Annotated in this window: 19 protein-coding genes and 2 pseudogenes; 10 read left to right on the top strand and 11 right to left on the bottom strand. The window is 41.9% G+C overall.

The window, feature by feature from the left end; translation table 11 throughout:
* The first annotated feature begins 122 nt into the window (after nt 1–122).
* Both V7K97_RS25980 and V7K97_RS25975 read left to right on the top strand, forming a co-directional pair.
* Nucleotides 123–1,340: an ABC transporter permease gene (locus V7K97_RS25980; RefSeq protein WP_334803861.1), complete on the top strand. Its 1,218-nt coding sequence runs from the start codon at nt 123–125 to the stop codon at nt 1,338–1,340.
* A 399-nt stretch (nt 1,341–1,739) separates the two neighbouring features.
* Nucleotides 1,740–2,504 (top strand): ABC transporter ATP-binding protein, encoded by a 765-nt coding sequence (locus tag V7K97_RS25975; RefSeq protein WP_334803860.1) that lies wholly within the window; start codon nt 1,740–1,742, stop codon nt 2,502–2,504.
* Nucleotides 2,505–2,938: 434 nt separating this feature from the next.
* Here V7K97_RS25975 and V7K97_RS25970 read toward each other — a convergent pair whose 3' ends face one another.
* Nucleotides 2,939–3,469 carry an orange carotenoid protein N-terminal domain-containing protein gene (locus V7K97_RS25970; protein WP_334803859.1) on the bottom strand — a complete coding sequence of 177 codons (531 nt, stop codon included), beginning with the start codon at nt 3,467–3,469 and terminating at the stop codon, nt 2,939–2,941.
* 223 nt (nt 3,470–3,692) lie between these two features.
* On the opposite strand from V7K97_RS25970, the gene V7K97_RS25965 reads away from it, so the two are divergent.
* Nucleotides 3,693–4,067: a hypothetical protein gene (locus V7K97_RS25965; protein WP_334803858.1), complete on the top strand. Its 375-nt coding sequence runs from the start codon at nt 3,693–3,695 to the stop codon at nt 4,065–4,067.
* 109 nt (nt 4,068–4,176) lie between these two features.
* Here the strand turns inward: V7K97_RS25965 and V7K97_RS25960 are convergent, their stop codons facing one another.
* Together V7K97_RS25960 and queG are read right to left on the bottom strand one after the other, a co-directional pair.
* The gene (locus V7K97_RS25960; RefSeq protein WP_334803857.1) at nt 4,177–4,806 is read right to left on the bottom strand and encodes an HAD-IA family hydrolase; all 630 of its coding nucleotides are present in this window, start codon (nt 4,804–4,806) and stop codon (nt 4,177–4,179) included.
* Nucleotides 4,781–5,778, bottom strand: a pseudogene (gene queG, locus V7K97_RS25955) (tRNA epoxyqueuosine(34) reductase QueG). The gene V7K97_RS25960 and the pseudogene queG overlap by 26 nt, the downstream one beginning before the upstream one ends.
* A 256-nt stretch (nt 5,779–6,034) precedes the next feature.
* Between queG and V7K97_RS25950 the strand changes: the two are divergent.
* Nucleotides 6,035–6,466, top strand: a complete 432-nt coding sequence (locus tag V7K97_RS25950; RefSeq protein WP_334803856.1) for a ketosteroid isomerase family protein — start codon at nt 6,035–6,037, stop codon at nt 6,464–6,466.
* A 479-nt stretch (nt 6,467–6,945) separates the two neighbouring features.
* Here V7K97_RS25950 and V7K97_RS25945 read toward each other — a convergent pair whose 3' ends face one another.
* The 3 genes from V7K97_RS25945 to V7K97_RS25935 form a co-directional block, all read right to left on the bottom strand.
* Complete coding sequence (locus tag V7K97_RS25945; protein WP_334803855.1) at nt 6,946–7,371, bottom strand: ATP-binding protein; 426 nt, start codon at nt 7,369–7,371, stop codon at nt 6,946–6,948.
* Between the two features lie 3 nt (nt 7,372–7,374).
* A complete protein-coding gene (locus tag V7K97_RS25940; protein ID WP_334803854.1) occupies nt 7,375–9,048 on the bottom strand; it encodes a SpoIIE family protein phosphatase in 1,674 nt (557 codons plus the stop codon).
* 164 nt (nt 9,049–9,212) lie between these two features.
* Complete coding sequence (locus V7K97_RS25935) at nt 9,213–9,932, bottom strand: response regulator transcription factor (protein ID WP_334803853.1); 720 nt, start codon at nt 9,930–9,932, stop codon at nt 9,213–9,215.
* A 288-nt stretch (nt 9,933–10,220) separates the two neighbouring features.
* Between V7K97_RS25935 and V7K97_RS25930 the strand changes: the two genes are divergently transcribed.
* Both V7K97_RS25930 and ftsE read left to right on the top strand, forming a co-directional pair.
* A complete protein-coding gene (locus V7K97_RS25930) occupies nt 10,221–10,976 on the top strand; it encodes a WecB/TagA/CpsF family glycosyltransferase (protein ID WP_334803865.1) in 756 nt (251 codons plus the stop codon).
* Nucleotides 10,977–11,343: 367 nt separating this feature from the next.
* Nucleotides 11,344–12,090, top strand: a complete 747-nt coding sequence (gene ftsE / locus V7K97_RS25925; RefSeq protein WP_334803852.1) for a cell division ATP-binding protein FtsE — start codon at nt 11,344–11,346, stop codon at nt 12,088–12,090.
* Nucleotides 12,091–12,256: 166 nt separating this feature from the next.
* Here the strand turns inward: ftsE and V7K97_RS25920 are convergent, their stop codons facing one another.
* Both V7K97_RS25920 and V7K97_RS25915 read right to left on the bottom strand, forming a co-directional pair.
* Nucleotides 12,257–13,030 (bottom strand): armadillo-type fold-containing protein, encoded by a 774-nt coding sequence (locus V7K97_RS25920; RefSeq protein ID WP_334803851.1) that lies wholly within the window; start codon nt 13,028–13,030, stop codon nt 12,257–12,259.
* Nucleotides 13,031–13,318: 288 nt separating this feature from the next.
* Nucleotides 13,319–13,747, bottom strand: a pseudogene (locus V7K97_RS25915) (hypothetical protein); the annotation flags it as partial.
* Between the two features lie 223 nt (nt 13,748–13,970).
* Between V7K97_RS25915 and V7K97_RS25910 the strand changes: the two are divergent.
* Nucleotides 13,971–14,867: an alpha/beta fold hydrolase gene (locus V7K97_RS25910; RefSeq protein ID WP_334803850.1), complete on the top strand. Its 897-nt coding sequence runs from the start codon at nt 13,971–13,973 to the stop codon at nt 14,865–14,867.
* 132 nt (nt 14,868–14,999) lie between these two features.
* Here the strand turns inward: V7K97_RS25910 and V7K97_RS25905 are convergent, their stop codons facing one another.
* Nucleotides 15,000–15,533 (bottom strand): DUF4330 domain-containing protein, encoded by a 534-nt coding sequence (locus V7K97_RS25905; RefSeq protein WP_334803849.1) that lies wholly within the window; start codon nt 15,531–15,533, stop codon nt 15,000–15,002.
* 393 nt (nt 15,534–15,926) lie between these two features.
* On the opposite strand from V7K97_RS25905, the gene V7K97_RS25900 reads away from it, so the two are divergent.
* Nucleotides 15,927–16,790 (top strand): M48 family metallopeptidase, encoded by an 864-nt coding sequence (locus V7K97_RS25900; protein WP_334803848.1) that lies wholly within the window; start codon nt 15,927–15,929, stop codon nt 16,788–16,790.
* 75 nt (nt 16,791–16,865) lie between these two features.
* Here V7K97_RS25900 and V7K97_RS25895 read toward each other — a convergent pair whose 3' ends face one another.
* Nucleotides 16,866–17,621, bottom strand: coding sequence for a metallophosphoesterase family protein (locus tag V7K97_RS25895; protein ID WP_334803847.1), 756 nt, complete (start codon nt 17,619–17,621; stop codon nt 16,866–16,868).
* 245 nt (nt 17,622–17,866) lie between these two features.
* Between V7K97_RS25895 and V7K97_RS25890 the strand changes: the two genes are divergently transcribed.
* Together V7K97_RS25890 and dcm are read left to right on the top strand one after the other, a co-directional pair.
* Nucleotides 17,867–18,151 carry a DUF2470 domain-containing protein gene (locus tag V7K97_RS25890; RefSeq protein WP_334803846.1) on the top strand — a complete coding sequence of 95 codons (285 nt, stop codon included), beginning with the start codon at nt 17,867–17,869 and terminating at the stop codon, nt 18,149–18,151.
* A 593-nt stretch (nt 18,152–18,744) separates the two neighbouring features.
* Entirely contained in the window at nt 18,745–20,109 is a 1,365-nt protein-coding gene (gene dcm, locus V7K97_RS25885) for a DNA (cytosine-5-)-methyltransferase (protein ID WP_334803845.1), read from the top strand.
* Here the strand turns inward: dcm and V7K97_RS25880 are convergent.
* On the bottom strand, nt 20,055–22,310 hold the full coding sequence (locus V7K97_RS25880) for an EAL domain-containing protein (protein WP_334803844.1): 2,256 nt from the start codon (nt 22,308–22,310) through the stop codon (nt 20,055–20,057). The two genes, dcm and V7K97_RS25880, sit on opposite strands and share 55 nt — an antisense overlap.
* Nucleotides 22,311–22,346 lie beyond the last annotated feature (36 nt).

The raw sequence follows: 22,346 nt of genomic DNA, 5'->3' as shown, positions 1-22,346 counted from the left end.
CCTCTGGACAAGAAGTAGCCGACTACCTTGGATGAAGGAGGAAGAAATCTCTATTCTCAGCTTTGGCTAAGTTTAGGTAAGTATTTTGAAGCAGAAAAAGAATAATTCGTAATTATTAAGAAATGAATTTTTTAGAAAGTGTCCAAATGGCGGGGAAAACTCTGCTATCAAATAAACTGCGTAGCGCCCTCACTATGCTGGGTATAGTTATTGGCAACGCCTCAGTAATTGCCATGATTGGCATTGGTGAAGGTGGGCAAAAGTACGTGAATAAACAACTGGAGTCACTAGGGCCAAATGTGCTGTTTGTGATTCCAGGTAATCAAGAAACTCAGCGTATTTCCTTTGAAGTGCCAAAAACTCTCGTGTTACAAGATGCGGATGCGATCGCCTCTCAAGTACCTACTGTAGTTGGAGTTGCACCAGAGTTAAACAGAAGACAGGTGGTTACATACAGTAACAGAAACACTGAGGTCAACATCATTGGCACAACTCCCAGCTTTCTATCGGTGCGGGATTTTGAAACTGCTAAAGGCAGGTTTTTCAGCGAGGTAGATATCAAGCGAAGTAACCAAGTTGTTGTTTTAGGTGCAGACTTAGCAGAAAAACTATTTGGTAATAGTAACGCCATCGGGCAACAATTGCGGATTGGAAATACCAGTTTTCAAGTGATTGGGACGTTAATAGCCAAAGGTTCCAGCGTGGGAGCAGATTATGATCAAGCTGCTTTAATACCAATCACAACCTCAGCAAACCGTCTTGTGGGAAAGAATTCTCCTTATGGTATCGCCTTAGATTATCTCGTTGCTGCCGCTCGTGATTCAGAGAGTGTAGATGCAGCAGAGTTTCAAATTACTAATTTGTTGCGTCTACGGCACAAAATTAATGGTGAAGATGACTTTACTCTGCGCTCCCAAAAGGATGCTTTGCAAACTGTTGGTCAAATTACAGGTGCATTGACAATTATGTTAGCTGCGATCGCAGGCATATCGTTATTTGTCGGCGGTATTGGCATTATGAATATTATGCTTGTCTCTGTCACCGAACGCACCCAAGAAATCGGATTGAGAAAAGCGATCGGCGCAACTGAGCAGGATATTTTGCTACAGTTCATTATTGAAGCAGTGATAGTTTCCGCAGCTGGTGGTTTAGTTGGGACTGCGGTTGGTATCAGTGGCATTCTGTTAGTGGGAGCCTTGACTCCTTTAGAAGCGAGTCTTTCTCCTGTAGCGATTAGTATGGCCGTTGGTGTCTCTGGTGGTATTGGTTTATTCTTTGGCGTTGTTCCTGCACGTCGCGCTGCTAAACTTGACCCAATTGTGGCATTGAGAAGTGCTTAGTGATGGTAAAGAAATATTTCCTAAGTAATTGACTAAATCACTTTGACGGGAGAAATCCAATAGCGTTAATGATCAAAATCATTTGATTACAGGACTTACGCAAAATATCTCTCAAACTCTGATTTCTCTGTGTCCTGCGTGCCTCTGCGGTTCGTTATTCCATAACTCTTGCGTAAGTCCTAGATTAATTGAATGCATTCAAAATAAAACCCAATACGGTTCAGTTAAGCTCAAAAATCAATTGCGTAGGTTGGGTGTAACGAAGTGGAACCCAAATTCGATGTTGGGTTACGCTTCGCTCCACCCAACCTACAATTATCCTTAACTTGACCCAATTGTGGCTTTGAGAAGTGCTTAGTGATGGCGATCGCGTCTCTACCAACTTATAACTAAATCCTTATGGCAAACAGTATTTCAATTACCGATTCTCTAGTTCCTAATGCCGTACCTAAATCAACAATTATTCGTTTAGAAGATATCTTTAAAGTCTACGGCAGTGGGGAAACTGAAGTCAAAGCACTCAACGACGTGAATTTGACTATCCGCGAGGGTGAATATTGTTCAATTATGGGGCCTTCTGGTTCAGGTAAATCCACAGCCATGAATATTATCGGCTGTTTGGATCGCCCGACTGCGGGACATTATTATTTAGATAATATTGATGTCGCACAAATGAATGACACAGACTTAGCACACATCCGTAACAAAAAACTGGGGTTTGTCTTCCAACAATTCCATTTATTGTCCCAACTAACAGCATTAGAAAATGTGATGCTGCCAATGGTGTATGCTAGCGTCAATCCCAAAGAAAGAAGCGATCGCGCCATAGTTGCACTGACACGAGTCGGTTTAGCAAATCGCCTCAACAACAAACCAACTCAACTATCTGGTGGACAACAACAAAGAGTAGCCATCGCTCGGGCGATCGTTAATCGTCCCGTAGTACTCCTAGCCGATGAACCCACAGGCGCACTTGATTCGCGCACAACCCAAGAAGTCTTAGATATTTTTGGCGAGCTTAATGCCAGTGGAATCACTGTTGTCATGGTAACTCATGAACCAGAAGTTGCTCGTCAAACTCAACGCATCGTTTGGTTCCGTGATGGTCAAGTAGTACACTCCAATCTCACTCCTTCTGACTTGAGTCAGGTTGCTATGTCATAAATTCTTAATTTGCTGACTGCAACATCTATCAAATTCTGTGCTGCAATGGGTGACATATAGCAGGGGACTGGGGGTTGGGGACTGGGGACTGGGGACTAGCTTGAAAGTCTGTTTGTATATAGGTTTTATCATCAGTTAATGTCCTAACTTCCAAGTCCCTTGCTATACAAACACTATTAAGTAGCAAGCCTATTTGATTTGTAAGAATTTAAAGCCACAGATACCCGACTTCTTAAAGAAGTCGGGTATCCTGTTTTTCACGGTTATGGATCAACACACTTGGGTTAAGGCTAAAAAATAAAACTCGTGTAGGTTGGGTTTAGGAAAGAAACCCAATATTATCAAGGCTTTGTTGGGTAACGCTTAAGCTTCAACCCAACCTACTATTCTTCTTAACCCAAGGGTATTAGGTGATAAATATGGATTTAGTTTAATTACAAACTCGGCGTTTTCCCAGTTTCTGCTTGGGTTGCGATCGGTTTGACATCGGTGTAACCCATTTCACCAGCTATTGTCCGAAACACTGAAATTTGCTCATCAAAATCTAGTCCTTCAATTTGGGAAACCAGATCATTAATTGCCTTACTTGGCTGGTAGCTAGCTGGTAAGTCAACCACTTTATTACCCATAGCTACTGCCCAAGCATACCAAACTAACAACTGATTGTTTTCTTTTATCGCTCCATAAGCACGAGAATATTCTGTGTCTTTGCGGTTAACAATATCCCGCATAATATCTAGTTGCTGCTCATCTGATAATTCAAAATAATCTCCTAGCAGAATTGGTGCTAATTCTGGTTCAGCCGCAGCTGGAGCGGCTGGCGTGATAGAATCACCCATTTTTTCATAAACAAAATAGAACCAAGCTAATTTTGCATCGGTATCTAAGGCGTTAAACGCGTCCACCAATTTTTGAGTTTCATTGCTCTGAGCTTGAGAAATAGTTTTGTCGTAACTTGCAGTCATTATTATTTGTCTCCAAAGTAATTTAGCAGCCCAAACTAAGTGTTACCAGAGTTTCTGAATCAGATTCTACTATCAATAGAAAGAGTTAAATTAATTAGTAACTACAACTTTAATCTACCTTTTAATAGAGGTGAAAGTCTCTCTCAAGGAAGCAAGAAAGCAGCGAATTGCTTTGCTATGATTTCTCAAGTAAGCAATAAAAAATTTACCTAAGGTTTTAATTATGCCCGATGAAGTAAAGCCCAATTTAAATGAAGCTCCCACCCATGATGCTCAATTAGCTGCCGAAAGCATAGCTAGTGGTGAGGAAAAAGCACCGAAGGTTGATTTTGATGCTGATTATGCAGCTGCACAGCAATTCAGCGTGAGTGAAATTGATCGCACAGGTAAAGGTGCCACCGCCGCCGAAGCAGCCACCGCACCTAAATACAAAACCTCTAAGCCAGAAGAGACAAAAACTCAAGCACAGTCAACTGGTAATCCTGATGATTATGTAGAGTTAGCAAAGGAAGTTGGGAATTCTAAGACTGAGGCTGTAACTAATGTCAGTGATGAACTAGTACAACAAGCTTTGGAAAAGGGTCAACCCAAAAAGTAACTTTTCACCAGCCACCAATAATCAATCAACGCTTTCAAGATCCCCGACTTCTTGAAGAAGTCGGGGATCTAAATCTTGCTTAAGCAACTGACTTGTGAATTATGAATTCTTACTTCATCACTTCTAGCAGTTCACTAGGCCGTTCAATTAAATAATCTGGATTTTGTTTGGCTAGTGCTTCTGCTGAGTTAAAGCCCCAAGTCACTGCAATCACTTGGATATTTGCTTTCTTTGATGCTTCTATATCTCTGGTTTCATCTCCGACATAAATAACTTCTTGAGGTTGGAGTTGCTTCTGCCTCAAGACGTTATTGATGATCGTTGTTTTGCCAAAAATTGTAATTCCTGAATATATAAAATCAAATAGGTGATTTAAATCATTTATTGTGAGAAATTCCGTCACATTTTCTTTAGAATTAGAAGTGATAATGCCGAGTTTATATCCTTGATTTTGTAGTTCTATTAATGCTTCTTTAATTCCCGGAATAGGTTTTAATTCTGGAATTTTGTTTTTTAATTCTCCTTTAACTTTTTTAACTAGAAAAGGTATCTTAAATAGAGAAACTCCAGAGTACTTAATGATTTCCCTAGATGTTAAGTTCTTAAGAAGGGCTAATTGCTCTGGACTTATGTGTCTATAACCAAAGTCTACAGCTAGACGATTAGCAATGCTTACAAGAGCATCTACTGTATCAGCAATAGTGCCATCAAAATCAAAAATAATTACTTTCGGGGTCATTCTTTGCCGGGATGCGTCAAGATTAGCTAGGGCGTTGCGTCGTAACATTTCTGGCTTAATCCGCCGCAAGGCAGATACTGGAAATCGTTTATCCCACTCCTGATCTGAGATTTGGGCTAATTCTAGCAGCTTGGGAGCAATATTTTCAGGATAAGGCTGAAACTCTGCAATATCAGTTGTGCTGGCAAAACGTTGGTTCCAAGGACAAACATCTTGGCAAATATCACAACCAGCAACCCAACCTTGCAAATGAGGTGTGATTGTCTCTGGTAATTGGTCTGCCCGATTTTCAATGGTATGATAAGCAATGCAGCGATTAGCGTCTACGACAAAAGGCTGAGTAATTGCACCTGTAGGACAAGCCTGAAGACAACGAGTACAAGTACCGCAGTGTTCTGTATGCGGGCGATCGCTCTCTAGTTCCAAATTAGTCAAAACTTCTCCCAAAAATACCCAAGAGCCATATTCCCGTGTAATCACATTACCATTCTTGGCAATCCAACCAATTCCGGCAAGTTGAGCCAACACTTTATCCGGTACTGGTCCAGTGTCTGCATAATAAATGGCTCGAACACCTGCATCAAGTGATTCTAGCCATGTGGCTAGCTGCTTGAGTTTTTTATGCATCACCTTGTGATAATCCCTTCCCCAGGCATAACGGGAGATTTTGGCGTATTCTTCGCCTTCTCCTGACGGAGACGCTACGCGAACAGGACGTTGATGTGGTGTGTAGTAATTCAGCACCACACACACTAGCGATCGCACTTCTGGCATCACTAAGCGGATATCCTGACGTTTTGGGTTAGTCATCCATTTCATATCGGCGTGATAACCCAGTTCAATCCATGCTTGTAACCTCTGCGCTTCTGTGGCATCTAACCTATCTACAGCAGCAATTCCAACTTTGTGAAAGCCCAACTCGCTGGCTTTTTCTTTCACCAGACTGCTGTTTGTTACGGAATACTGATTCATTTTTTTATTTGGATTTTGCCTAAATAAAGGCGTTCTAATTCTACATTACGTAGTCAATATCTTTGATTAAGATTTGTTACTTAGCCGACATATTTTATTGCAACACCAATGTAAAGACGTTGAAATGCAACGTCTTTACTTCCATCGTGAGGAAGATTTCTCAATATGTAGCAATCTATCTCAATAGAGGCTTTATTCTTAGCTATTTTTGTATTGAAATTAATATTCAGTTAGTATGCATGATACAGGTAATTCTATGACCTCTGCTGAATTTGTGTCCCCAGCGCAATTTAAAGAAAAATTCCAGATTGAGGGAATTACAGAACCAAGTTTACTGCGTTATTTTAAAACCTTAAATGCAGGAGAATTTGAGGCAACTGCTGCCCTCTTTGCAGTAGATGGTGTGATGCGTCCACCATTTGAATCTGACATTGTGGGGAAAGATGCGATCGCAGCCTACTTAAAACAAGAAGGCCAAGACATTAAAGCTTACCCCAATGTAGGAATAACCGAGACTTTAGAAAACGGTGACATCCAAATCCAGGTAACAGGCAAAGCACAAACTTCATGGTGTAGTGTGAATATCTTGTGGTTATTTATCCTCAACCAAGAACGGCAAATTTTCTATACTAGAATCAAACTTTTAGCTTCCCCCAAAGAGTTGATTTCTTTACGTCGTGAAAAGTAAGTAGCTATAGCTGGGGACTGGGGACACTTCGACAAGCTCAGTGCATCGCTGGGGACTGGGTTTAAAGTCTGTTTGTATATAGGTTTTATCATCAGTTAATGTCCTAACCTCCAAGTCCCTTGCTATATATAGCAATCCGATTTGATTTGTGAAAATCACAAGACTCAGATCCCCGACTTCTCTAAGAAGTCGGGGATCTCGTTGTTCACGAATGATTTAGGATTGCTATAGCAACCAACTTTGTGTTATGCCCTAGGCTAACGCACCCTACGTGTATTTTAAAAATCAAATATAAGGAAGAATATTTAATACTTAATTTTGCCCACAAAGGGCAAAGTTTTAAAAAAATATTCACACGCTAGCGGACTCGCTACCGCTACGCTATCACCTAGTCAGACAAAAATCATGGCTTCATTCTCACTCCTGAGTTCTGAATTATTCTTCATGAATAACATGACTTGAAAAATAGTAACTGTTGTCTATTGGACTAATTCTGGTAAAGTAGCTTCTAACTTCAGACAGTTAGCACCATTAATCTGTAACTTGTAATCTACTTTATCCATGAGACGATTCATAATTAGCCAACCATAACCACCTTCTTGTTTTTCCATAGGGTTGGGAGCGTAGTAGTTAGACATATCAAAACCTTCGCCGTAGTCCCAAATTTCTAGGGCAAAATTCCGGTCTTTCACTTCCAAACGCAGTAAAATCGGTAAACTTGGTTTGTCCTTGTGGGCATGACGGACTGCATTTGAGTAGGCTTCCACTAAAGCCAGTCTCAAACGACTTGATTGCCGCGACCAATCCACAGATTCTCCTAACTGGATTTTCAAACATCCCAGCAACCAGTTTTCGACAATATTAAGAAAATTCAAGTCACTTGGTACATGAAGCTCACTTTTCACGACTTACAAAATCTCCAGCGAAAGTATAGTTTGATCGTCTTCTTGAACGTGGTTATCTGCCTGGATGCGAGCTAGTAAATGGTTGAGAGAAAGCGGTTGTTCCTCTTGTTGTAACAGTTGCCAAAGGCCATCTTGGTTCAGCATAGAACGGTTAACTGCCTCAGCACTAGACCCGTTTTTTACTGTTAAATCAGAATCATTTGATATCGTTGCTTCTGTAATACCATCACTGGCTAGTAACAATGTGTCTCCAGTAGCGAGAACCAAACGACCAGACTGTGCCTGCCACTTGGGTAAGATTCCCAAAGGAACGCTGCGGACTTTCAGGTAATTAGGATTGTCACCTAAAGCGTCTTGGCGTGACCATAGCAGTGGATAGATATGACCGGCATTAGTGTAGACGAGTTCCTTTGTGGTAGGGGTATAACAAGCTAACACAAGAGTAATGAAATAATTGTTGCTAATTAAATCTTCACTGAGAGCGTGGTTGAGGTTTTGCATGACCACATTCGGTTCGGCTGGCGCTTCTTGAGATAATTCCCGGCGCAAAACGGAAATAATACTAGCCATAAATAAAGCAGCTGGAACGCCCTTGCCAGAAACATCACCCACTGCCAACCACAAATCGCCTTTAGGATGGACAAAAACCTCAAAAAAATCGCCTCCTACTTCTCGTGCAGGATAGCAGCAGGCTTGCACCTTCACACCTTTGATATCAGGTAAAGTTTGGCGTAGCAGATTGTATTGAATTTGGCGAGCCACCTCCAACTCATTGTGAATCTGCTGTTGTTTTTCTTGGAGGCGCTGGTAGAGTTTTGCTTGGGAGAGAGCCAAGGCTGCTTGTTCGGCAACACCTGCAATCAGTTGAATATCTTCATCTTCCCAAGGGCGATCGCGTCCCCATTGGTTCAGGGCTAGCACAGCCAACAGATGTTGCTGATAGCTAAGTGGCACAACCAGTTGGTGACGAGGATTACCGTTATATACATCTTCAGCAAGTTGATAATGACGGGTTTCCAGCACTTTTTCAATTAAAACACTGGGGTCGAAGAAGCAATCTGATACAGAGGATTCAGGATCGTGGTAAAAAAACTGGTCTTGTAGAAGGCGATCGCCTTCTACTGGTCTGAGCAAGCAACTGGTAGCTTCAAATGTTTCTCCAATAGTTGCCACAATCTTTTGCAGCATACTGTCGTAGTCTAAAGATTCCCGAATTGCCGTTGTTACCGCATTAACCAAAGATTCTCGCCGTAGGGATCGACGCAACTCTTGGGTACGCTTCTTAACTAGGCGATATGTATCAGTGGCTTGCTCAACTAACCCTCTCAGGCGTTCAGGATTCCAGGGTTTGGTAATGTACTTGAATACCTGACCGGAGTTAATCGCATCCACCAAATCTTCGACATCAGTAAAACCAGTTAACAAAATCCGAATCGTATCAGGAAAGCGTTCTACGATGCGACTAAAAAATTCCGTGCCATTCATTTCTGGCATTCTTTGGTCAGAAATAATCACCGCCATTTCGCCAAATTTATCCAAAATTTCCAGAGCAGCAAAGGCATGATTGGCTTTATATACTTGGAAATCTCGCCTAAAAGTGCGGTAGAGTAAGTCTAAGTTATCTGGCTCATCGTCTACGACCATGAGCTTAAGTTTTTCCACTCCAATTTCAGCCATATTTGACTTTAGTTTTCACATATTTGAATGGCGAGATAACGTCATGTTTATCCCACCTGATAAGTAACAAAAAACCAGAGAAGCTATTCACTTTGAAAATATAACTTTCTCAAAGTTGTAACTTTCCCTTGATCATCCTCAATTGATGTACACAAAAATTAACTTTATCCAACCAACCCAGAACGCAAGGCGCGGACTGCCGCTTGGGTACGGTCATCGGCACATAGCTTATTCAAAATATTGCGAACGTGAGTTTTAACAGTTCCAACAGTGATGTAAAGTCTTTCCGCTATTACTGCATTACTACAACCTTCGACGATCAACTGTAACACTTCTAACTCCCTTTCTGTCAGTGTGTAAGGCTGAATTCCTTCCAGATTCTCAAGAAAATCAGAGTTAGGGGCAATAGTCTTGAAATCGGCTTTTGTCGATTCCAACTTTTGGGGATTTTGTTGCGCTTGTTGTAATACAATCCGAGCGATCGCCGGATCGATCCAGGCGTTGCCATTGTAAGTTACTCGCACTGCTTCCAGCAAATTATCAAATTTGATATCTTTCATACAGTAAGAGTCTGCGCCCGCCGCAAAAGCTGCCAACACCGCTTCTTTGTTATCCCGCAGGGTCAAAATTAACACCTTTGTCAGTAGCTGCTGCCCATTAGTAATAGATTTTACCTCCCGTGTTAACTCAATGCCATCCTTATCTGGTAAACCAATATCTACAATGGCAATATCTGGTCGTAGCATTTTTAACATTTTTAGCCCCTCAGCAGCATTGGCAGCTTCACCTACAACTTCAATTTCATCCTTTTGCTGTAGTGCTGTCCGAATACCCACACGAGTTAGGTCATGATCTTCAATCAGAGCGATACGAATTTTACTCATAGCAAACTTCAGCCCGTTACACTACCTTAACCATAAAGTCGAGTTTCGTGACACACTCCTACACTAACTGCAAGCAGTATAGTGCGGGCTTCTGTTCCCGGAACCAGAGTTGCGAGTTGAGCGTTTTATACTGAGTTAATATTACACTTTAACAATAAAATTTGGACTGGTTCAGCCCAAGTACAAGCGCCCAAGACTAATTAGTTTAAACCCATCTTCCTGATAAAAAAATTTGATAAGCTTAACATTCAAGGAAAATCTGGTGTGAAGATTACTCAAGAACAGGCTATGTCTAACGGCAATCAAGCGTTTTCAGTATTGGGAATACCAGTTCATGTGATGGCTAACTATCCAGGCTGGTTGTTAGAATCCCTGTACGCAGGCAAAGGAACTCATGTAGTAACGCTCAATGCAGAAATGACTATGCAGGCAGAGCGAAATAAATTATTAGCTCAGGTCATTAAAAATGCTGAACTAGTAATTCCAGATGGAGCCGGGGTTGTTCTGTATTTGCGGTGGCTGTTATGGCAAAAAGTGCAGCGTTTTCCGGGAATTGAATTAGCAGAAAAACTTTTGCAAGAACTTGGGCAACAGAAGACAGGGGCAAAGATATTTTTTTATGGAGCAGCGCCTGGAGTGTCCGCAAAAGTTGCAGATTTTTGGCAGCAGCAAATTCCAGATTTGAGTATAGTAGGCACTCATTCAGGCTATCACTCCCCAGAAGAAGAAGCACAATTGCGACAAACTCTTGCTCAATTGCAGCCACAAGTGATTTTTGTCGGTTTGGGAGTGCCACGTCAAGAGTTATGGATTGCCGAAAACCGCCATTTGTGTCCCCAAGCAATTTGGATTGGCGTTGGTGGTAGTTTTGATATTTGGTCGGGAACTAAAACTCGCGCTCCCGCCTGGTTAGGAAATAATAATTTGGAATGGTTGTATCGGCTTTATCAAGAACCTTGGCGTTGGCGGCGGATGTTGGCTTTGCCCGAGTTTGCTGTGAAAGCCTTTGTTTATCGTTTGACAGCAAGAGGTGCAATTAGTTAAGAGTGGGGCATGGGGCATGGGGCACTTGTACTGAGCGTACCCCTCCGGGGATCTTGCTACGCGTAGCGTCTCCAAGAGTTGCCGTTGGCGCAGCCTAAGAAGAGAAGTATTGGGCATAGGGCATGGGGATGAGGAAACGTGGCTACGCAAAGAAAAGATCAAATACTATCTCTGTATAATAATGTCTCCGTGTACAATGCCCGCTCCTACGTGTTATTACGTAGTTAGTACTAAGGTCTTCAAAAAGTTTTAAATTTTCTTTGTTGAATTTAAATTCTCAGTCGAAACCTGGGAATCCTTATTTTGAGAGGAATGTCACATCTAAGCCGCCAAAGTGCTTGGTTGTGGGTATGAGGAAAATTTAACAATGCCAGTATTAACAACTCAAGTTAAGACAGACAAATCCGTTTATAGAGAGGACTGTGAAACTCAACAGCGCGGTAGCAATACTACTGCCAAAGTGCAATTGCAATCTGTAACCAAGACTTATGCTAATGGCACTCACGCCTTGTTGAGTGCAAATCTTGAGGTAAAAAAGGGAGAATTTTTGTTTATCACGGGGCCAAGTGGTTCTGGTAAATCAACGCTGTTGAAACTGCTGTATGGCCAGGAGTTGCCTACACAGGGAGATGTAATTGTTGATGAATGTAATGTAGCGGGTTTACGGGGCGATCGCTTGTCATTATTGCGGCGACGGATTGGTATTGTCTTTCAAGACTACAAATTGATTACCCAACGAACAGTGGCAGAAAATGTGACTTTTGTGCTGCAAGCTCAAGGGTATACCCGTAAAGAAATTCAACGACGCTTAGAACCAACCTTAAAACTGGTAGGTTTGCTGAATAAAGCTGACTGTTTTCCAGATCAACTGTCTGGGGGAGAGCAACAACGGGTGAGTATTGCCCGTGCGATCGTTGGTACACCACCACTGTTGTTGGCAGATGAACCTACTGGAAATCTCGATCCAGATAATTCCTGGCAAGTGATCCAGATTCTCCAGAAGTTAAATTCCTTTGGGGCTACAGTAATTGTTACCACCCATGATGAACAATTGGTGCGCCGGTGCAATCATCCCGTAGTGCAAGTTCGCAATGGAAAGCTGTCTCGAAAATAAGTATTGGGCATTGGGCACTTGTACTGAGCGTACCCCTCCGGGGATCTTGCTACGCGTAGCGTCTCCAAGAGTTGCCGTTGGCGCAGCCTAAGAAGAGAAGTATTGGGCATGGGGCATTAATTAGGACTCATCATTTAACCAATGACTAATGACCAATGACTAATGACTAATAAACGTGGTGCTTGAGTTTTGCTGATACGGGTGTGAGAATTGTTGCTGTTTTGGGGGGTAAAACTTGTAGGCGATCGCAAGCTTGTAAACTCTTAAAAGCTGCCTCTCGAACTACAACTTCTTCCTCTCGACTGAGTAGGAGTTGTAAGCATTCGACAACATCTTGCTGCACTAAAGAATCAACTTGCTTACGGCTGATTAATTTATTTAGTTGACGTAGGGCAATCAACCGCTTCAATGGATCTTTTTCTGTTAAATTTACCAACAACTGATCAAGATGGTCTTCTTCTCGATTTTCATAGAAGTTAACAATTTGCCATACCAATAAAATTAAAGTTAATAGGGTTCCCACACCTTGCACAATAGCACCAGCCGCAATCCAAGGGCTGTGAGAGTCAACCCAAATTGCCGCCGCCATGTAAGTGCTGACAGTAGCAAGACCACCACTGACGACTGCCAAAGCTAACCGACGATTTGAACTGTTTAAGAAATTACTTATTTTAGACCAGCGCAATTGCCAGTCCCACTCCTGCATTGAGTAAACCAATACCATTACCCCAATACCGATTAAGAGAGCCAATAGCAGTTTCCAGTTCCACAACAACATAGCAACAACGATTGTCAAGAACCCAAGAAAGCCCCCAGGCCCAGAGAAGCGCTTAAATGTTTGCTGCTTTATGGCTCCCTTTGTCTTGAATTTTGTCAGCAACCAGTTCCAGTTGGGGATCTGGTTGATTAATTGCTGCCAAGAAGACGAAGCCTGTGCCACAGTGTTTACCTACTTGATTACGAAATTAACTATTGTATAAGTTTTACTATGGATGAAGAAAGGATTAAGGCTCAAACTACAAGATCCCTAGTTTTATGCACGGATAGTAGACTAGAACAGCACGGCGCAAATAAAGATACCATTTTAAATCGCTCAGAGCAAGGGCATGTTGTACGTATAGCAGTTATCGTTTACGTGACGTACACCCGTAGGGGCACGGCATTGCCGTGCCCCTACACCTCGTGATGTAACGTTGTACTGCATCTGAATGGGAACCGCTATAAGTCCTTAAAGACAAAAACGAAAGCTATCAAGGGTGAATTGACCATCAAAAGCACAGAAGGTAACGCTGTAGATGTTATTCACATTTATAGATAATAAGGTATTGGGGGAAATTGCCGAGTCTGAGTTGGCAAGATTAGAACCTGGTAGTGCAGTTTGAGCCAGCAGTTGCCGATTGCGATCGTAGGCGGAAAGCACTAGCCGTTGCGAACTAGTCACAAAGGCACTAACCGAGTTAACCGGATGTAAGAAAGTAGCTTCTAAAAATCCGCTTTTGGGCGCTCCCATTAAGACTGTTACCCCTGAATAGGTTGGAAATGCTGGATTTGATGGCTGTATTGCTAGACAATTGTGAAAAATGACTCCCCAGCATTCATATTGGCGCTCTACCGCTTCAAAACACCTCAAGTCTTCTAAGTCTAAATTTTTACAACTAATCCAGTAATTTTACATCTACTTAATCTGACTGTGGCGAGAAGTTTTAGAGTGATAGTTCGCTGATAATAACAATGAGTGGGAAGTTTCAACTAAACACGTAAGCATCAAGGGTGACTAAAGAAGATGCAAGGACGCGGAGAAATTATCAAATACTCTCTCTGTCACCGCGCCGATGTCTCTTTTTTCACTTCTACCAATCACTACAGTCAAAAAAATACTTATGTTTCAACCACTAGGATTTGAACAACGCTCCATAAATACCTCACTAGGTAGAATGGTATACTATACAGCCACTGGTACACCTTGGCAGGACGATTTGACTGGCAAAGATGATCGAGAAACTTTGGTGTTTCTGCACGGCTTTGGTGGTGGATCTTCTGCTTATGAGTGGTCGAAAGTTTATCCAGCTTTTGCGGCTGAATATCGGGTGATCGCGCCAGATTTGATCGGTTGGGGTCGGTCTGAGCATCCGCCACGCAGTTATAAGATTGATGATTATTTGACGACGATTCGGGAGTTTATTGAGCAGACTTGCACTCGGCCAGTAGTAGCGATCGCTTCTTCTTTGACCGCAGCATTTACAATTCGGGTAGCATCAGATCATCCCGATTTATTCAAGTCTTTAATTCTGACTACCCCCGCCGGAATTTCTGACTTTGGCGAAGACTATTCTCGGAGCTTTTTTGCCCAGATAGTTAGCGTTCCCGTTGTTGACCGTTTACTTTATAGCACTGGAATTGCAACAAGTGGGGGTATTCGCAGCTTCTTAGAGCAACGGCAATTTGCTCAAGCCAATCGAGTCTACGAAGAAATTGTAGAAGCTTATCTACAATCCGCCCAACAGCCTAATGCTGAGTATGCAGCACTGTCTTTTGTACGTGGCGATTTGTGCTTTGATTTATCTCTTTATATTCAACAACTAACAACTCCCACTGCGATTATTTGGGGACAAAAATCGGAATTTACGGGGCCATCAATTGGTCGCCGCCTTGCCGAAATGAATCCCCAAGCGATCCGATTTTTTCAACAGTTGGAAAATGTCGGGTTAACACCGCAGTTGGAATTACCAGCAGTGACAATTGGCTTAATTCGCAAATTTTTACCTTTGCTTAATTAACATAAGAAAAACTGTCTCCGTAGTTCGAGGGTATTATATAGCAATCCTAAATCATTTGTGATGAACAAGATCCCCGACTCCTTTAATAAGTCGGGGATCTGCGCGTTGCTATTATCAACAAAAGTGAGAATACTATTTGTCTTTCAATCTGATATCAATGACAGTTGCATTAAAGTTGTAGTTAAAGCCTTCTAACTCAAATGGCATCCCAATTTTCACCTTACTATTACCCAGAACTGGCCCACTTTCAGTGACTTGGGCTTTGCCATCTAAAGTCAAAAGCAAATCTGTACTATAATTGTTGGTTTTTGGATCTGGTAGTTCTTTAACAGTACCATCAGGTTGGGGAATATTTATTGTTCTGGGTAGCTGTTGAACAGATTTAATTTCAATTTCTCCATAGGGCTGATTGCGGATGATGACATTAGTTTTCCCGCCTTTTTTTAAACCGTTATCGATTAATTTTTGCGGGTCACGTACATTTAAACCACGAACTACTAAGTCTACTTCTATGGGTACTGTTTTCGCACCGACTTGGGCAACGGAACCAGAAGTGCCAGGAAAGATAAAGATGCCAAATATAACTAACAGAATTACGAGGGCAGCACCTAAATCTAGAAGGTTTATTTTGCCGAATAAGCGACCTTTTGAATCTAAAATAGCCATAAAAAGTTTTCCGAGGTAATAGCGAAGTAATTGATTGTAGCAAGAAGGTTTTCAATGGAAACGGCAATTTTCCCTATTTGTTAATAGCTCAAAGCATCTAGGGGTTGCGGTTATGCGACAGTTTATCACGAGTTCGTAATTTCGGAGGAGTGGCAGCTAACCCTCAAGCTTTTAGTTGTTAAAACTGACGCGCCTAGAAAGTAAAATCTAGTGTTTAAGCCTACCTCTAGAGGAAATCCTTGGTCCCCCGCAGTTAGGTAGATTTACGTCAGAATTATCTGTATAACAACTCCTTTGGTCTGGAGTTAAGAATGCAACTTAGAATACTCTAAATCCGTCTCACAATTTATCTCATTATTTTATGTTCTCCTGAAATAATCTTCAGAGTATATTATGTTCAACTGGAAAGGTTTTGTGACAAATTACCGTGTGTGGCGGCGTGGCTGGTTTTATCCCCTCATTTCAGTGGTAGTCGCCCTGAGTGTGTGCCTAAGTACACCCTTGCCTGGAAGAGCTTTAGACTTCTTACCTCTTCTACTCCAAGGAGTTCAGGCATTTCAGCTTTCTAATATATCCCCTAATCAAGAAGTTGATCTTGGTAAGCAGATTAATCAGGAATTAGTGGGCAGTCAAGTCCGGCTTTACCACAATCCCGAAGTTAATCGTTATGTAGAGCAAGTTGGTAGGCGTTTAGCAGCGAATAGCGATCGCCCCGATCTCCCCTATACTTTCCAGATAGTTCAGGATGACTCTATTAACGCCTTTGCTACCTTGGGCGGCTATGTATATGTCCACACAGGTTTGCTGAAAACCGCAGACAATGAAGCGGAACTGGCAAGTGTACTTGCCCATGAAATTGGTCACATTGGCGGGAAACACGTAGTCAAACAGATGCAGCAAAAAGCCCTCGAAAGTGGTCTATTAACAGCAGCTGGCTTAGATCGAAATTCAGCAGTACAAATTGGTGTACAGTTAGCGCGAGACTTGCCACGCAGTCGGAAAAATGAATTTGAGGCTGATCAAAGAGGACTACGAACCTTGACACGTACTGGTTATGCCCAGTCTGGAATGGTTTCTTTTATGCAAAAGCTGCTGAACAAGGGTGGTTCTGCGCCGACATTTTTGAGTACGCACCCCGGAACCAGCGATCGCATTGATGCCCTAAGAAGTGCAATTAACTCTCAACCTAGTAATGGAAAATATGGCTTGGATAAGGCTAGTTATAAAGCCAATGTTCGAGTATTAGCGAGGTCTTGACAATATGGGCATGGGGCATTAATTCATCTCCCTCATCTCCCTCATCTCCCTCATCTCCCCACTCCCCACTCCTCCTCAATTCTTATTCCGGCGATCAACTTTAATTTTGGCTGGATCAATGGTAATTACAATCTCTTCTAAAGGCAGGGTACGGATATGGTTTTTAAAGATGTTAACTTGATAAACCAATTGATTTGTAACATCCAGTCCAGTCAACCAGCCACTCCGGGGATGATAAGCGCCAGTATCTATGTCTAGCCATCCCTGTCCTTGTGCCAGTTTCCCAGGAGAAACACCCGGCAAGGTAAAGGTAATGGTATGACCGATGATAATTTGCTTATCAGGGAAGTAGGGTTTTTCAATGCTGTGAAATTCTTCTCGTATCCAGCACAGTTCATCGGCAGTTTGTTCTGTCACCGACATGGAAGGGTCAACACCAGCATGAGTTAACCAAATATCCCCCAAGTCAAGGTATGTAGGCAAAGTTTTTAACCAATCCAGATGGTCGTCAGGAATTGGAGCCTCTTGGTAACTGGCTACGGTAGCTTCTCCGCCACTATATAGCCATGCTTGCATGGTCGAGGAAGAAGTCCTTTCATTGGTCAGAATGCTTAATAACATCTGCTCATGATTTCCCAGCAAACATGGGTAGTTGTTTCGCTTGACAAAATTAACTACTTGTGCGCTATGGGGACCGCGATCGATTAAGTCTCCCAGAAAATAGACTTGATCTTCTGATGTGGGGGCGATCGCCTCCAACAATGTCATTAAACCTTCATAGTGTCCATGCACATCCCCAATTACAATTCGTCTGGGGCTAGTTTCGCTCATTGTCTCTTAGCTGCAATAGTTTTGGCTAATACTTCTGCTACAGTTTAAGCTGTTTGCTTTCCGCAATGAAAGGTAAAAATACTGAATAACTTTTATTTTAATTTAATTATTCTCCCATTAATAAAATTATTTTATGATGACTCTGGGGTATAATACATAGTTTTTAGCGCTCAAAAAGAAAATCAGCAAATTTCATCCACGTTGTTAACTTAGAATTTAAGCTATTGCTCACTTTCAATCTCACCATGTCTAAAGATTTCTCTACTGAAATTAGTTCGCGCATCTGCAACCACATGAATGATGATCATGCCGATGCTGTAGTTATTTATGCTCAAGCCTTTGGCGGTGTAACAGATGCGAACGCAGCCCAAATGCTGTCAATTGATGCACAGGGTATGGATTTAACCGCGCAAGTGAATGGGGAATCTGTACCAGTTCGCATTCAGTTCGATCATGTTTTAGCAGATGCGGAAGATGCCCATCAAACTCTGATTGCGATGGTGAAGCAGGCGCGGGTGAAGGCTAAATAAGTTACAAAGGTTTTCAATTGAATAGAAATGTTTCGTGCAGTCCCCACCTAAAAATACTATAAAAATATCTACATTTGAGGTGGGGTAAGCGAAACCAGTATAAAACGCGCAGCAACAGCTATTCTTTCATGCTATTATTCTAAGAATTAGTTTTTGCGGTACTGTAAAAGCTTTATAGCTGGAGACATAGACCAATTTCACTAATTATTTATAATCAGTAAAAAGTATTACTAATAATGACTTTTTACTAGGGTGTTCGGAAGCGAAAGTTCTAACGACACACTGAGAACGCCAGTAGCCCTGGTAACGTTCAAGAAGTATTTCAGCTTCTTAGCGCACGAATCCCCATGTATAATCTTTGTATTTAGATGGGGTGCGTTCAATAGACTATACGCGTCGGGGGACAATATATTGTGCCCCGATAGTAATTTTTAAGTAGCTCGGCGTAAATAAATTAAAGTTTGTAGTAAGGACTTTAGTCCTGATGATCCTTGTTTTGAGCGATGAATCGCTCACTACGAACTAAGATTTTATTTGATGTTTAATTATGCCTACTTACTGATTGCACGCACTTGAAAATTACTTTTATATCTATGCATAAAATTCGGTTTGTAGATTTATTTTCAGGAATAGGGGGAATTAGATTAGCCTTTGAACAAGCGGCTAGTTCTTTAAATATAAAAAGTGAATGCGTTTTAAGCAGCGAAATTAATACAGATGCTCAATTAGTTTATGAAAAAAACTTTGCTCAAACAGCTTTAGGTGATGTTCGATTAATTGATCAACTACCAGAACATGAATTTTTACTAGCTGGATTTCCTTGTCAATCTTTTTCTCATGCTGGCAAAAAAGAAGGGTTTGTCGATACGCGAGGTACGCTATTTTTTGAAATAACAAGATTACTTGATACCTATAAACCGCAAGCTTTTATTTTTGAGAACGTTCGAGGGCTTTATAGTCACGATCAAGGGCGAACATTAGCAACAATTAAGCATGAAATTCAAAAAAGAGGTTATAGTTTTGATGCTTTTTTACTCAACAGCGCCAACTTTGGCTTACCGCAAAATCGTGTCCGCATTTATCTGGTAGGAATTTTAGATGCTTCTCCCACTTTTGAATTGATTTCTGATGTGGGGCCTAAAGATTCTCATTCATATAACCCTCAGCAGTTATCTTTGTTTTACCCACCAAAAAAATCTGTGACTGTTGCCGACATTTTGGAAAATAATCCAGATGAAAAGTATGATTGTTCGCAAAGTTTTGTTAATGCCTTAAAACGAATATTTAATCATGATTTAAATCGTTTACATGGGATAAGGTTGATTGATTACCGGGGTGGAAACTCTATTCATTCCTGGGATTTAGGATTGCGTGGGAAGTGTAGTGCTGAGGAAATTGAACTGATGAACCGTTTCATATTAAAGAGGCGGAATAAGAAGTTTGGGCAAGAAAAAGATGGCAAATTACTAACTCAGGAGCAAATATTTAGCTTTTTTGAACACCCAAATCTAGGAGAGATTTTGAATTCACTAGTTACAAAAAAGTATCTAAAACTTATTAATGATCAATACAAACCTCTATCGGGTAACTTTTCATTTGAAGTTTATAAATTTGTAGATCCAAATAAGATTTCGGTAACCTTGGTTGCTAGTGATGCTAATAGATTGGGAGTTTATCACAATCAGAGAGTACGGCGACTAACTCCGCGAGAAGCTGCAAGGCTGCAAGGTTTTCCTGATAGCTTTATACTTCATCCCAATGATGATAAGGCTTACTATCAATTAGGGAATTCTGTGAGTATTAATGTAGTCAAAGCTGTGGCTCAGGAAGTGATTATAAAAACCTTCTATTCTTCTCCAGAAAGAATAGATAAATCTCAGCTTACACTTGCTCAATCTTTAAATTATGTTCCTGACCCCAATGGGCGAGGTAGTGCAATGCCATTTCCCTGTGCGTAATCAATTCCTAATGCCCTAATTCGCTCTAAAATCGCGTCATTCTCTACAAACTCAGCAATCGTCTTAATACCCATCACACTGCTAATGTGCGTCATTGCTGTCACGATCGCATTATCCACAGGATTCTCGATAATGTTACGAATAAAGCTCCCGTCAATTTTGAGGTAATCCACAGGCAGAGACTTGAGATAGGCAAACGACGACATCCCCACCCCAAAATCGTCTAACGCGAAGCTACAGCCCATCCGTTGAAGCGACTCAATGAATTGCTTGCCTTTGTTCAAGTTGGCGATCGCCACAGTTTCGGTAATCTCAAAGCAAATGCAGTGGGGTGAGATGGAGTATAGGCTAAACTGCTCATACAGAAAGTTAATGAACTGATCGTCGTTGATGCTAGAGCCAGAAAGGTTAATCCCATACATGATTTGTTTTTCGCCAACAACCCTTGTCCAATTCCTGAACAGAGTCCGAATCACCCAGCGATCGATCAGGTGCATCAAGTCGTAGCGTTCTGCTGCTGGAATAAACATCATCGGTAGCACTAAATTTCCCTGTTCATCCCGGAGCCGCAGCAGTACTTCATAATAGTCGCCGTTTTCAGCCGCCGGGGTGATAGCGGTAATGGGTTGAACATAGAGACAAAACCAATCACTTTCCAAGGCTTGAGAAATGCGGCTGGCCCACTGCATCTCCCCGCGTTGTTGCACTCGCTCCTGGTCGTCAGTCTGAGCAACGTACACGCGATTGCGCCCCCGGTTCTTTGCGGTATAGCAAGCTGCGTCAGATCTGCTGATAATCTCTGCAACGCTCTCGCTATTCGTGTCGATACTGACTAAGCCAATACTTGCTCCAATTGAGAATACCTGCTCTTGCCAAACAAACCGGAACTCTTGAACACACGAAAGCATCTCATTAGCAACTAGTAAAGCTTGCTCCAGTGTACATTGATTGAGCAATAGGCCAAATTCATCGCCCCCTAACCGTGCCAGTGTGTCAGTTTTCCGAATCTTCTCCTGCAATAGGAAACTAATTTGACGCAGTAATTCGTCTCCAGCCACATGACCACACGTATCATTTACGATTTTGAAGTGATCGAGATCCAAATAGCACAAGGCATGAACCTGGCAGTCTAATTTGGTAACGCACAATGCTTGTTCAATCCGCTGCTCAAACTCCTGACGATTCACCAATCCGGTTAAGGCATCATGGCTTGCCTGCCAGGATAGCTGACGTGAAGAGTTGCGGTTCTGAGTCACGTCACGAAACACCATAACCCCGCCAATAATTTGTCCGTCACGATTGTGAATGGGCGCAGCTGAATCTTGAATCGCAATTTCTTGATTATTCTGATTAATTAAGACGGTATGTTTTGCTAAATTCACAGTTCGATTTTCCTGTAACGCTTGCTCAATTGGGTTCTGAACTTTCTCCCGTGTTGTTTCATGCACAATTCCAAAGACTTCTTCTAACAGCAACCCTTCTGCGGATGCTTCACTACATTCAAGCAGAGATTTTGCAACCGGATTGAGGTATTGAATTTTGCCCAAGGCATCTGTAGTCAGAACTGCATCTCCGATGGATTGCAATGTCACCTGGGCTAATTCTTTTTCTTGAAAAAGTGTTTCTTCGATTTGCTTGAAGTCTGTGATGTCGTATCCCACCGATTGAAATTCCAGAAAGCATCCTTGCTCGTCAAATATCATTCGGTTATGCCACTTAGTCCAACGCACCCGATCTCCCAGAAGCACACAATTCTCAATGATGACAACAGGATTATCAGCACTAATTAAAGCTACAAATTCAGCAACTCGCTGCCGATCTGCCTCCAAGATCATGGGTTGATCGGGACTCCCGATGAGTTCCTCTGGCGATCGCCCAAAATAAAGCGCAAAAGCTTGGTTGAAAAATGTGAGTGTGCCGTCTGGTAAATATCGGGCAATCATTTCAGTCTGATCTTCTACAATGGCACGGTAGCGAATCTCGCTTTGTTTGATCGCAATTTCTGCTTGCTTGAGTAAGCGAAGCTCGTCGTACACATTGCTGATTTTCCGCTCTAGTTCTCGGTTGGCTACCAACAGTCGTGCAGAACTGGGGAAAGTAAGTGCCTTTGGTATTAACTCTCTCAACGCAATATCTGTGTATAGCGATCCGAAAGCCGTGATGGCCTTGATGCAACTACTTAGCCAATGTTTATAAGCCAAGATATATACCTATATTTTTGCAGTAGCTAAAAAAAC

Source organism: Nostoc sp. (assembly GCF_036917815.1).
Classification (GTDB): Bacteria; Cyanobacteriota; Cyanobacteriia; order Cyanobacteriales; family Nostocaceae; genus Nostoc.
This window is presented reverse-complemented; position numbering and strand designations above follow the sequence as displayed.